6 protein-coding genes are annotated in these 13,027 nt (G+C 76.6%); 3 read left to right on the top strand and 3 right to left on the bottom strand.

The features are described from left to right. Window positions 1-40: 40 nt before the first annotated feature. Window positions 41-8,101, bottom strand: coding sequence for a type I polyketide synthase (locus ACJOT3_RS11210; RefSeq protein ID WP_406971643.1), 8,061 nt, complete (start codon window positions 8,099-8,101; stop codon window positions 41-43). A 429-nt stretch (window positions 8,102-8,530) separates the two neighbouring features. On the opposite strand from ACJOT3_RS11210, the gene ACJOT3_RS11215 reads away from it, so the two are divergent. Further along, window positions 8,531-9,379, top strand: a complete 849-nt coding sequence (locus ACJOT3_RS11215) for a metallophosphoesterase family protein (protein ID WP_406971645.1) — start codon at window positions 8,531-8,533, stop codon at window positions 9,377-9,379. A gap of 54 nt (window positions 9,380-9,433) precedes the next feature. On the opposite strand, the gene ACJOT3_RS11220 is transcribed toward ACJOT3_RS11215, so the two are convergent. Next, entirely contained in the window at window positions 9,434-9,943 is a 510-nt protein-coding gene (locus ACJOT3_RS11220; protein ID WP_406971647.1) for a PaaI family thioesterase, read from the bottom strand. A gap of 71 nt (window positions 9,944-10,014) precedes the next feature. Between ACJOT3_RS11220 and ACJOT3_RS11225 the strand changes: the two genes are divergently transcribed. Further along, window positions 10,015-11,343 carry an aminotransferase-like domain-containing protein gene (locus ACJOT3_RS11225; RefSeq protein ID WP_406971649.1) on the top strand — a complete coding sequence of 443 codons (1,329 nt, stop codon included), beginning with the start codon at window positions 10,015-10,017 and terminating at the stop codon, window positions 11,341-11,343. 43 nt (window positions 11,344-11,386) lie between these two features. Here the strand turns inward: ACJOT3_RS11225 and ACJOT3_RS11230 are convergent, their stop codons facing one another. Beyond that, entirely contained in the window at window positions 11,387-11,578 is a 192-nt protein-coding gene (locus ACJOT3_RS11230; protein WP_406971651.1) for a hypothetical protein, read from the bottom strand. 163 nt (window positions 11,579-11,741) lie between these two features. On the opposite strand from ACJOT3_RS11230, the gene ACJOT3_RS11235 reads away from it, so the two are divergent. Beyond that, on the top strand, window positions 11,742-13,016 hold the full coding sequence (locus tag ACJOT3_RS11235) for a DUF4303 domain-containing protein (protein WP_406971653.1): 1,275 nt from the start codon (window positions 11,742-11,744) through the stop codon (window positions 13,014-13,016). Window positions 13,017-13,027 lie beyond the last annotated feature (11 nt).

The following is a 13,027-nucleotide window of genomic DNA, read 5'->3' on the forward strand; positions in this document are numbered from 1 at the left end:
GGGGGTGGGGGTGGGGGGTGCGTCGCAGGGGCGGTGGGGGTCAGGTGATGCCGAGTTCGCTACCGATGAAGTCGATGAGCGCGTCGTCGTCGGCCGTGTCCAGGCCGTCGGCCACGGAGCCGCCGAGAGGGTCGGGGCGTTCGGGGCGTTCGGGACCCCAGTCCGCCAGCAGGGTGCGCAGCCGGTCGGCGGCGGCCGCGCGCCCGTCGGGGTCCACCTCCTCGCGGGTCCGGGACAGCAGGGCCGCGAGGCGGTCGATGCCCTCCAGGACGGTGTCGGCGGGGTCGGGCGGTTCGGGGACCAGGAGGCGGTGCAGGTGGTCGGCGATCGCCCGCGGGGTGGGGTGGTCGAACACCAGGGTCGCGGGCAGGGGCAGGCCGGTGGCGGTGGCCAGGCGGTTGCGGAGTTCGACCGAGGACAGCGATCCGAAGCCCTGGTCGCGCAGGCCGCGCTCGTCGTCGACGGCCGAGGGCGAGCCGTGGCCCAGGACGGCCGCGGCCTCGGTGCGCACGAGCAGGCGCAGCGTCGCGGCCTGCTCGGACTCCGAGAGCCCGGTGAGCCGGTCGTGCAGCGGGTCGGCGGGGGCGTCCGCCGGCCCGGGTCCGGGGGTGTCCGGGGCGGCGGGTCCGGCCAGCTCCCGGAGCAGGGGGCGGTCGGCCGCGGCCGCGGCGGCGGGCCAGTCGGCGTGGGCCACGACCAGGTGCGTCTCGCCGGCGGCCCACGCGTCGGTCAGGGCGGTGAGGGCGAGGTCGGGGTCCATGGGGAGCAGGCCGTTGCGGCGCAGCCCCTGCTCGGCGTCGGGACCGGCGATGCCGCCGCCGTCCCAGTGGCCCCAGGCGATCGACAGTGCGGGCAGGCCCAGGCCGCGGCGGTGGTGGGCCAGGGCGTCGAGGTAGGCGTTGCCGGGGGCGTAGTTGGCCTGGCCGGCGGAGCCGACCGTGCCGGTCACCGAGGAGAACAGGACGACTGCGACCGGCCGGGGGCGGTCGAGGGTGGCCTCGTGCAGGTGGCGGGCCCCCAGGGCCTTGACGCGGTGGACCCGGGCCAAGCGTTCGGGGGTGAGGGAGCCGATGACGGCGTCGTCCAGGACCGCGGCGGTGTGCACGACGGCGGTGAGCGGGTGGTCGTCGGGGATGTCGGCGAGGAGCCGGTCCACGGTGCCGCGGTCGGCGATGTCGGCGGCGGTGACGGTGACCCGCGCCCCGGCCCGGGCGAGGTCGTCGGCCAGTGCAGCGGCGCCGGGCGCGGCCGGGCCGCGGGCGCTGACGAGCAGCAGGTGGCGGGCCCCGGCGGCGGCCAGGCGGCGGGCGACCCGGGCGCCCAGGGCGCCGGTGCCGCCGGTGACGAGCACGGTCCCCTCGGGGTCCCACGGTGGGGTGCCACCCGCGGGGGTGCCGCCCGCGGGGGTTCGCCGGGCGGGCGCGGCGGCCAGGCGGCGCACGGTCAGGGTGCCCGCGCGCAGGGCCAGTTCGCGTTCACCGTGGGCGCCGGTCAGCGCCCGGACGGCCAGGTCGGCGTCCCGTACCGAGGGGTCGGGCGGCAGGTCAAGGAGTCCGGCGCGGCGTTCGGGGTTCTCCACGGCCAGGACGCCGTGGAAGCCCCAGTCGAAGGCCTGGGCGGGGGCGGTCACCGGGTCGTCGGGGGCCGTGGCGACGGCGCCCCGGGTGGCGGACCACAGGGGTGCCGCCGAGCCGGTGTCGTCCAGGGCCTGGGCCAGGGCGATCCCGGCGGCGGTGCCGCGCGGCAGTGCCGGGTGGTCGGGGTGGGGTGCGTCGTCGAGGGCCAGGAGCGAGAGCACCGCGTCGAAGGGGGCCTCGGCCAGCAGGGGCGCGAACCCCGTGCGGTCGACGGACGCGGGATCGACCGCGGCGGTGCGCACGGCGGCGCCCGCGCGGGTGAGCGCGTCGGCGAGGGCGTCGGCCCAGGGTGCCGAGCCGACGGGGCGCAGGAGCAGCCAGCGGCCGGGGGCGGCGGGGTCGCCGGGGTCGAGGGGGCGCCAGACCGTGCGGTGGTGCCAGGAGTCGAGGGTCTCCCGGTCCCGGCGGCCGCCGTGCCAGTCGGCCAGGGCGGGGAGCAGGGTCGCCAGGGAGTCGCGGACCCCGGGGTCGGCGGTGCCCAGGGTGGCGGCCAGGGCGTCGGGGTCGCCCTGGGCGACGCCCTCCCAGAACGGGTCGGCGGTGCCGGGGGCGGTGGGGGCGGGGGTGAGCCAGTGGCGTTCGCGCTGGAAGGCGTAGGTGGGCAGGGGGACGGTGCGGGCGCCCTCGGGGAGTGCGGCGGCCCAGTCCACCGGGACGCCCCGGGTGAAGAGGGTGCCGACGGCGGTGAACAGGGCGCGGGCGTCGTCGCGGTCCCGGCGCAGGGCGGGGACGGCGGTGGTGCCGGGGTCGGAGGTCTGGGCGACCAGGGCGGTGAGGACGGCGTCGGGGCCCAGTTCGAGGAAGGCGTGCGCGCCCGTGGCGCGGGCGGAGCGGACGGCGTCGGCGAACCGGACGGTGCCGCGCAGGTGGCGGACCCAGTAGTCGGGGTCGGCCAGCTCGCCCGGGGACACGGGTCCGCCGGTGGAGTCGGAGACGACGGTGATGGTGGGTTCGGAGAACTCCAGCCCCGCGACGACCTCGCGGAACTCGTCGAGGACGGGCTCCATGAGGTGGGAGTGGAACGCGTGGCTGACGGTCAGCCGCTTGGTCCGGCGGCCGTCGGCCTTCAGCCGCTCCGCCACCGCCAGGGTGGGGGCCTCGTCCCCCGAGATGACCACGGCCGTGGGCCCGTTCACCGCCGCGATCCCCACGCCCCCGCCATGGGCGGGAACACCCTTGGCCTCGCCCGTTTCCGCCGACCGCATCCGACTTCCCTCGTCGGCGGCCGCGACCGCCGGGAGACCGGCACCGGCGAGGGCGGCCAGGACCTCCTCCTCGGCGGCCTCCACCGCGACCATCGCGCCGCCCTCGGGGAGCGACTGCATCAGGCGGCCCCGGGCGGCCACCAGCACGGCCGCGTCCTCCAACGACAGCGCGCCCGCGACGTGGGCCGCCGTGATCCCGCCGATCGAGTGCCCGGCGACCACGGCGGGGCTCACACCCCAGGACTCCACGAGCCGGAACAGCGCCGTCTCCAGCGCGAACAGACCCGCCTGCGTGTACACCGTCCGGTCCAGCTCCGCCGGGTCCACACCCTCCGCGCCGAAGGCGACGTCCCGCACCGAGTGCGGCACGTGCCCCTTGAGCTCGCGGTCCAGCACCTCCACGGCGGCGTCGAACACCGCCGCGAACACCGGGAACCGCGCGTACAGCTCCCGTCCCGCGCCGACCCGCTGCGCACCCTGCCCGGTGAAGACCACCGCCACCTCCGGTGCGTCCGCGGCGGCGGTCCCCCGGGCGACGGCGGCCGGGTCCTGCCCCGCGGCGACGGCGTCCAGCGCGGCGAGCAGGTCGTCGCGCCCGCCCACCGCCACGGCCCGGTGGTCCAGGGCCGCACGCGTGGTGGCCAGGGACAGCGCCACGTCGGCGGCCTCGTGGCCGCCCGCGCGCACGTGCGCGGCCAACCGCTCCGCCTGTGCCCGCAGCGCGTTCGGGCTCCGGGCGGAGACCACCCACGGCAGCGGGCCCGCCGCCCGCGGGCGCACCGGGGTGTCCTCGTCCTCGGGGGCCTGCTCGATGACGGCGTGGGCGTTGGTGCCGCTGATCCCGAAGGAGGACAGGGCGGCCCGGCGCGGCCGCCCCGTCTCCGGCCAGGGGCGGGTCCCGGTGAGCAGGGACACCGCCCCCGCCGACCAGTCCACGTGCGGCGACGGCGCGTCGACGTGGAGTGTTCCCGGCAGCACGCCCTCGCGCAGGGCGTGGACGAGCTTGGTCACCCCGGCGATCCCGGCGGCGGCCTGGGCGTGCCCGATGTTGGACTTGAGCGAGCCCAGCCACAGCGGCCGGTCCTCGGGGCGCCCCTGTCCGTAGGTCGCGATGAGGGCCTGGGCCTCGATCGGGTCGCCCAGTGCGGTGCCCGTCCCGTGCGCCTCGACCGCGTCCACGTCGGCGGCGGACAGTCCGGCGTCGGCCAGGGCGGCGCGGATCACCCGCTGCTGGGCGGGGCCGTTGGGCGCGGTCAGGCCGTTGGAGGCACCGTCCTGGTTGACCGCGGTGCCCCGCACCAGGGCCAGCACGCGGTGGCCGTTGCGGCGGGCGTCGGACAGCCGCTCCAGCAGTACCAGGCCCACGCCCTCGGCCCAGGCGGTGCCGTCGGCGGCCGCCGCGAACGGCTTGCACCGCCCGTCGGCCGCCAGCCCGCGCTGGCGGGAGAACTCGGTGAACATGCCCGGTCCGGACATCACGGTCACCCCGCCCGCCAGGGCCAGGTCGGACTCGCCCGACCGCAGCGAGCGCACCGCCAGGTGCAGCGCCACCAGCGAGGAGGAGCAGGCGGTGTCCACGCTGAGCGCGGGCCCCTCGAACCCGAACGTGTACGCGATCCGGCCGGAGGCGACGCTCGGGGTCAGCCCGGTGAGCGCGTACCCCTCGGCGTCGGGTCCGCTCTCGTGCAGGCGGGTGCCGTAGTCCTGTGGGGTGATGCCGACGAACACGCCGGTGCGGCCGCCGCGCAGGCGTTCGGGGTCCAGCCCGGCGCGTTCCAGCAGTTCCCAGGAGGTCTCCAGGAGCAGCCGCTGCTGGGGGTCCATGGCGGCGGCCTCGCGCGGGGACAGGCCGAAGAAGTCGGCGTCGAAGCGGTCGGCGCCGCGCAGGAAGCCCCCGTGGCGGGTGTAGGAGGTGCCGGACCCGGCCGGGTCGGGGTCGTAGAGGGCGTGCGGGTCCCAGCCCCGGTCCTGGGGGAAGGGGCCGATGGCGTCGCCGCCGGTGCGCAGCAGCTCCCAGAGTTCCTCGGGGCTGTCGGCGCCGCCGGGCCAGCGTCCGCTCAGGGCGACGATCGCGATGGGCTCGCGGGGGTCCGCGGCGGGCGCGGGCGGGCCGGCGGGGGCGTCGTCGGCGCCCCGGTCCAGGTGGCGGGCCAGGTCGTGCGGGGTGGGGTGGTCGAAGACGGCGGTCGACGGGACGGGGACAGCGGCGGGGTCGGTCAGGAGTTCGGCGAGTTCGACCGCGCCGAGGGAGTCCAGGCCCAGTTCCCGGAAGGTGCGCCGCGGGTGGACCGCGGCGGGGTCGGCGTGGCCGAGCACGGCGGCGGTGGCGCGGACGACCCGGGTGAGCGTGTCGGTGGTACGGACGGCGGGAGCGGCGGCGGTGTCCTGCCGCTCCGGGGCGGCGGGGGTCCGCTCCGGAGCGGCAGGGGCTGGGGCGGTGGACGCCGCGATCCAGTGGCGTTCGCGCTGGAAGGCGTAGGTGGGCAGGGGGACGGTACGGGCGCCCGCGGGCAGCGCGGCCGCCCAGTCCACCGGGACGCCCCGGGTGAACAGGGCGCCGACGGCGGTGAACAGGGTGGCGGCCTCGTCCCGGTCCCGGCGCAGGGCGGGGACGGCGGTGGTGCCGGGGTCCGCCAGGGTGGCGCGCGCGAGCGGGGCCAGGACGGCGTCGGGACCGAGTTCGAGGAACAGCCGCGCCTCGGTCGAACGGACGGCGTCGGCGAAGCGGACGGTGCCGCGCAGGTGGCGGACCCAGTAGTCGGGGTCGGCCAGCTCGCCCGGGGACACGGGTTCGCCGGTGGCATCCGAGATGACGGCGATGGTCGGCTCGGTGAACTCCAGCCCCGCGACGACCTCGCGGAACTCGTCGAGGACGGGCTCCATGAGGTGGGAGTGGAACGCGTGGCTGACCGTGAGCCGCTTGGTCCGGTGCCCCCGGGCCTTCAACGCCTCGGCCACCGCCAGGGTCGGACCCTCATCGCCCGAGATCACGATCGCGGCCGACCCGTTCACCGCCGCGATCCCCACGCCCCCGCCATGGGTGGAAACGCCTCGGGGCCTGGTCTCGCCGTGTTCCACCGACGACGCCGGACTCGATTCATCGACGGCCTCGGCCGCCCCGGCACCGGCAGGGACTCCCCGGGGCCGCACCCCGTCCGACAGCAAGGCCTCCTTCCCGGAAACCGCGGCCTCCGCGACACCGGCCTCGGCGAGGGCGGCCTCGGCGAGGGCGGCCAGGACCTCCTCCTCGGTCGCTTCGACGGCGACCATCGCGCCGCCCTCGGGGAGCGACTGCATCAGGCGGCCGCGAGCGGCCACCAGCGCGGCCGCGTCCTCAAGCGACAGCGCACCCGCGACGTGGGCCGCCGTGATGCCTCCGATCGAGTGCCCGGCGACCACGGCGGGGCTCACACCCCAGGACTCCACGAGCCGGAACAGCGCCGTCTCCAGCGCGAACAGACCCGCCTGCGTGTACACCGTCCGGTCCAGCTCCGCCGGGTCCACACCCTCCGCGCCGAAGGCCACATCGCGCACCGGGTGCGGCACGTGGCCGGCCAGGTGGCGGTCCAGCGCCCCCGCCGCGGCGTCGAACGCCGCCGCGAACACCGGGAACCGCGCGTACAGCTCCCGCCCCGCACCGACCCGCTGCGCGCCCTGCCCGGTGAACAGCACCGCCGCCGCGGGGACCGCGCCGGGTTCGGCCGTGCCCCGCGCCGCGGCCGCGACGGGCGCGTCCTCGGCCAGGGCCCGCAGGGCCGCCGCCGCGCCGTCGCCGCTCGCGGCCACCACCGCGCCGTGTTCGAACACCGTGCGCGTGGTGGCCAGGGACAGGGCGAGGTCGGCCGGGTCGGCGCCCGGGGTGCGCTCGATGTGGTCGGCCAGCCGGGCCGCCTGCCCGCGCAGTGCCGCGGGGGTGCGCCCGGAGAGCACCCACGGCAGAACCGTGTCCGCCGCGGTGCGCCCGCGGGGTTCGGGCACCGGCTCGCGCGGGGGCTCCTGGAGGATCAGGTGCGCGTTGGTCCCGCCCATGCCGAAGGAGCTGACCCCCGCCAGCAGGGTCGCCCCGGGGCGCGGCCAGTCCTGGAGGCGGTCCACCACCCGCAGGCGCAGCCCCTCCAGGTCGATGCCGGGGTGGGGGACGCTGTGGTTGAGGGTGGCCGGGAGGCGTCGCTCGCGCAGGGCCAGCACGGTCTTGAGCAGTCCCGCGATCCCCGCGGCGCCCTCCAGGTGGCCGATGTTGGTCTTGACCGAGCCCACCGGCAGGGGGTCGTCGGCGGCCCGGGCGGCCCCCAGGGCCGCGCCCAGCGCGGCGGCCTCCACGGGGTCGCCGACCCGGGTCCCGGTGCCGTGCAGCTCCACGTACCCGAGGTCGGCGGCGGCGACCCCGGCCCGGTCCAGGGCGGCACGGATCACCCGTTCCTGGGCGCGGGCGTCGGGCACGGTGAGGGCGTCGGAGGCCCCGTCGTTGTTGACGGCCCCGCCCCGGATGAGGGCGTGCACGGTGTCCCCGTCGGCCAGGGCCCGGGACAGGGGTTTGAGCAGGACGAGGCCGCCGCCCTCGCCGCGGCCGTAGCCGTCGGCGCGGGCGTCGAAGGTGAACGACCGCCCCTGCGGCGAGAGCCCGCCGAAGCGGGCGGCCGCGTCGGCCCCCGCCCGGGTGAGGTTGAGGTTGACGCCGCCGGCCAGCGCGGTGTCGGACTCGCCCCGGGCCAGGCTCTCGCAGGCCAGGTGGACGGCGACCAGGGACGAGGACTGCCCGCTGTCGACGGTGAGGCTGGGGCCGCGCAGGCCCAGGACGTGGGAGACGCGGTTGGCGACCATGCCCCGGTTGAGGCCGGTGAGGGTGTGCCGGGTGAGGCCCGCGTCGCCGAGTTCGGCGGTGAGGGCGGCGTAGTCGGAGGCGATGACGCCGACGAACACCCCGGTCCGGGTTCCGGAGAGGGCGGCGGGGAGCAGGCGGGCCTCCTCGGCGGCCTCCCAGGCCAGTTCGAGCAGGAGCCGCTGCTGGGGGTCCAGGGCGGCGGCCTCGCGCGGGGACACCCCGAAGAAGTCGGCGTCGAAGCGGTCGACCCGGTCCAGGAAACCGCCGCGCAGCCCTTCGAGCCGCGGGTCGTCGCGCAGCCGGTCGGTCGGCGTGTCGCCGACGGCGTCGCGCCCCTCGACGAGCAGTTCCCACAGGCGGTCGGGGTCGGGGGCCTGGGGGAAACGGCAGGACAGGCCGATCACGGCGATCGGGTCGTCACTGTGCGAAATGGACACTCTCTGCCTCCCTAACCGCTCCCGCCGGGCACGGGCCCCGCGGCACCGCAGGGAATTCCACCTCCGGGAACGAGCCGGGCGGCGAAGTCCCCAATGATTCACAACACGCCGGAAACGAATAAACTCACGAACGGGGAACCGCATTCCAAAAACCCACCGAACCCATCGGAGAGCAGGGGTTTCCGCACAGAGATTCGCACGTGCATTCACCGAACGTCAATCGTGATACGGGTCACCCCATGAGCACTTCCAACCCATATCCATTCCCTTATGAGAGACCATAGGAAAAAAATATTGGACATTCTCTAAAGGGCAGGAATAGCGTGGAATGATTGACGTTCATTGCGCCTGGATCGCCACGCGGAGTAACGGGTGGTCGACGATAAGCTCAGGGGAATCCGTACACCGCGGCGATCGGGGAATCACACCATGGGCCTGCTCGCGATCAGCGACCTGCACGTGAGGTACAAGGAGAACCGCGCCTTCCTGGAGAAACTCCGCCCCGGCACCGACGAGGACTGGCTGCTGGTCGCCGGCGACGTGGGCGAACACGCCGACGACGTCCTCCAGGTCCTGGAACTGCTGCGCGGGCGCTTCGCCACCGTGGTGTGGACCCCCGGCAACCACGAGCTGTGGACCACGGGCGACGACCCCGTCCAGGCCAGGGGCGAGGAGCGCTACCGGTACCTGGTCGAGGGGGCGCGGGCCCTGGACGTGGTCACCCCCCAGGACCCCTACCCGGTCTGGCAGGGGCCGCGGGGCCCGGTGACCGTCGCCCCGCTGTTCGTCCTGTACGACTACACGTTCCGCCCCCGGGGCACCCGGACCGAGGCCGAGGCCCTGGAGGCGGCGTACGAGGCCGGGGTGGTGTGCACCGACGAGCACCTCCTGCACCCCGACCCGTTCCCCGACCGGGCCGCCTGGTGCCGGGACCGCCTGGAGTACACACGCGCCCGGCTGGAGCGCCTGGACCCGGAGCGGCCCACCGTGCTGGTCAACCACTTCCCCCTCGTGCGCGAACCCACGCGGGTGCTGCACCACCCGGAGTTCGCCCTGTGGTGCGGGACCGAGGCCACCGCGGACTGGCACGTGCGCTACCGGGCCGCGGCGGTCGTCTACGGGCACCTGCACATCCCCCGGACGATCATGTGCGACGGGGTCCCGCACGTCGAGGTCTCCCTGGGGTACCCGCGTGAATGGCGGCCCCGCCCGCACCCGCCCCGGGGGGCCTACGAGGTTCCACTGGCCCTGGGGACGGCCTCCCCCCGCCGGTCCTGACACCGCCGCCGCGGTGGCCGCGGGCCCGGCTCGCCCCCCCCCGCGGGAGGCGGGTCAGCGTCCGGCGGCCCGGTCGCCCCGCAGCGTCATCACGGCGCTGGTGACCGTCGCGACGGGTCTGCCGTCCGCCCGAAGGATGTCGCAGGCGTAGTGGGTGATCGTGCGCCCCGTGTGCTCGGGACGGGCCCGGGCGACCAGTTCCCCGGACCAGACGGGGCGCAGGAACGTCGCCCTGAGGTCGACGCTGGTGAACGACTCCCCCGGGCCGAGCAGCGTGGAGCGGGCCGTGCCGATCGCCGCGTCCGCCAACTCCACCAGGAAACCACCGTGGACCGTGCCCTGCTGGTTGCCGTGCAGATCGGGGTCCGCCACGACCCGCAGCGCGGCGGTCCCCGCCCCCACCTCGACGATCTCGAACCCCAGCAGCCGGGAGATCGCGGTCGGATAGCGCACGGGCAGGGCCCGTTCCGGCCCCGGCACCCCCGCCACCAGTCGTTCCAGGTACTCCAGCACCGGCAGGCCGTCGGCGCGCGCCGCGGGCGCCCGGTCCGTGTTCCGTTCCATGCCGACACGCTAGACCCGCCCACCCGGTACGATCTGCCGAATGTCCTAGATACAGCCCCGGGGACGGACCAGTGGTACGACCGCGTTACAAGGCCATCGTCGACCGCTTCGCGTCGGCGATCCGGAGCGGGGACCTCCCCGCCGGATCGCGTCTGCCCGCCCACCGGGCGCTCGCCCGCGAGCACGGCATCGCCCTGGCGACCGCGACCCGGGTCTACGCGGAACTGGCCGAGGCCGGACTCGTGGTCGGCGAGCCCGGACGGGGCACCTACGTCCGCGACACGACCGGCTACGCGGGGGCCGAGCCCCGGCGCATCGCCCGGGCGCGGCGGGTCGCCGACCTGTCCTTCGGCCAGCCGACCACACCGGGCCAGGGCGGCGTCCTGCGCGAGGGGTTGCGCCGCCTGGCCGCGACGGGGGACATCGACGCCCTGCTCACCCAGCCTCCGCCGGAGGGGCGCGCCGCCGACCGGAGCGCGCTGGCCACCCACCTGCTGGGGGTCGGCGTCGACGCGCCGCCCGACGACGTCCTGCTCACCTGCGGAGCGCAGCACGGCCTCGACACGGCCGTCCGGGCCCTCACCCGTCCCGGGGAGGTCATCGCCGTGGACGGGCTGACCTACCCGGGGATGAAACTCACCGCGGACCTGCACGGCGTCGAACTGGCGCCCGTGCGCCACACCCCCGCCGGCATGGACCCCGAGGCGCTCGACGGGCTGTGCCGCCGACGCGGGGTGGCGGCCGTCTACACCATGCCGACCGTGCACAACCCCCTCGGCACCGTCATGGACGGCGAACGGCGCTCCGCGCTGGTCGCCGTCGCCCGGCGGCACGGCCTCCTGCTGGTCGAGGACGGGACACACGCCTTCCTCGTCCCTGACGCGCCGCCGCCGCTCCAGGCCCTGGCCCCCGAACGCACCGTCCACGTCACGAGCCTGTCGAAGAGCCTGGCCACCGGACTGCGGTTCGGCGCCCTGATCGCCCCGCCCGCGCTCCGGGCGCGCCTGACCCGCGCGCTGCGGACGTCCACCTGGGGCGGCCCGCCGATCATCGGCGCGCTGGTCACCGGATGGCTGCGCGACGGGACCGTGGCGGAGCTGGAGCGGCAGCGCAGAGCGGAGGCACGTCGCCGCCAGCGCCTCGCCGCCCGGCTGCTCCACGGCCTCGACTACCGGGCCCACCCCGCGTCCCAGTTCGGCTGGCTGCGGCTGCCGCGCGAACCGCGGCCGGCGACCGTGGCGCGCGACCTCGCCGAGCGCGGTGTCCTGGTCTCCACCGAGGAGGCCTTCGCCGTCGTCCGCCACCCCGCGCCGGCGCTGCGGCTCTCCCTCGCCTCGCCCCCTTCCACCGCCGTCCTGGAGCTGGCGCTGGAGGAGGTCCGCTCGGTCCTGCCGGTGTGAGCCCCGGGGCGGCTCTTCCCCGGGGAGGAGTCGCGGACGAACGTCAGACCGCTTCCCTCCCGGGTACCGGAACCGGGCGGCGCAGGCTCGCGAGGGCGAGTCTGCGCCGCCCGCGGTCCAGGACGGACGGGGCGGGCAGCCCCCGCAGGTAGCGGTTCTCGTCCGTCTCCGGGCCCGGGAGCGGGGCCTGCGGGCGGGGCGTCGTCGTGGTTCCCTCACCGTTGCGCGTGTTCACGGCCGGTGTCCTCCTGATGTCCTCGGGTGGGCCTTCACCTGCTCCAACGGCGGCGCGGGCGGACCATGACGCCGAACGCGGCGGACATTTCCCCGGGTTCGGTCACCGACCCCCGCTAGCCTGACCACTGCGTGGAAACCGGGCCGGAGGGGAGAGGGCTGCGATGACCGATCCGAACGCCGTCGAGGCCTGCGTCCTGCTGCGCGAGCGCCCGCCCGCCGCCGTGCTCATGGCCCTGCACCGCGTCCTGGGCCTGGGCGTGTCCGAGGTGGCGCGGCGCGCCCGGTCGGGCGAACCGCTGCTGCGGGTCGAACTGTTCGGCAACGACCACGCCGGGTCGGCCCGGCGCCTGCGCACCGTGCTCGACCTGGTCGCGCCCCACCGGCACGAGGTGCACGAATGTGTCGGCGGGGCCGCCCCGGGGCCGGAGAGCCGCACCGACGCGGCGACCCTGCTCGCCGTCCTGACCGCGGCCGCGGAGCCGGCCGCCCCGGTGCGCCCGGTCCCCGATCCGGCGCTCGCCCGGGTGACCGCCGCGGCGGCCCGCGCCGCCATCGCGGACCTGCGCGCGCGGCACCCCGAGCACTTCCACGCCTTCGCTCTGCTGACGACCGGCGAGGCCCTGCCCCCGTACCTGTCGGCCGGCTCGGCCGAGGGCATGGCGCGCACCGGCGCCGACCGCTGGAGCCTGCCCGACGGCCCCTATGCGGTGTGGGGCCACGAGGAGCACTTCGGAGAGGTCGTGCGCGCCTTCGAGACCCGCGGCGACCTCTTCGCCCTCACCGACGAACGGGCCCGTGACATCGAGTTCGCGACCCGGCTCGCGTCCATGGAGGAGGCGCTGCGGCTGCTCGACACCGAGGGGTTCTTCGGTGCGGGCGCCGACCGGCGCGGCGTCCTGCTGCTGGCCGGGACGCTGCCGCCGGACCCGGAGGACGCGGGCGCGGTCCGGCGGCTCAACCCGGCGGGGCCGCTGCGGGACTCCTGGCTGCGCGAGGCCGCCGAGGGGCCCGCCCTCCCGGCGGACGGGCGGGCCCGCGCCGAACTCGCCGCCCATCGCGGCGGGCTCTCCGCGGCCCCGAACCCGTCGGTGGCGGAGGTGTGGCGCACCACGCCCGGCCTGTACCTGCCGGACGGCACGGCGGTCTACGGTCCGCACTCCCTGGCCGAGCGCAACACGACCTTCGAGGTCGCCGCATACGCGCCCGGCTGGGTGCTCGTCGGTGACGACGGCGGCGGCCGCGGGCTCCTCATGCGCGCGCCCGGCCCGGACTTCGACCCGGCCGCGGGACGGGAGTCGGCGCAGGTGCTGCTCCTGGACCTGGGGGCGCTGTGCCCCGGGGTCGCGGAGGAGGGGGAGTTCCTCACCGACGACCTCGTGGGGTGGCTCGCCGCCAGGGCCGCCGATGTTCCGGACGCGCAAGGGCGCTCGGGCTGACACCCGGGCCC

The sequence above is a fragment of the Nocardiopsis protaetiae genome (assembly GCF_045446735.1).
Lineage (GTDB): Bacteria > Actinomycetota > Actinomycetes > Streptosporangiales > Streptosporangiaceae > Nocardiopsis > Nocardiopsis protaetiae.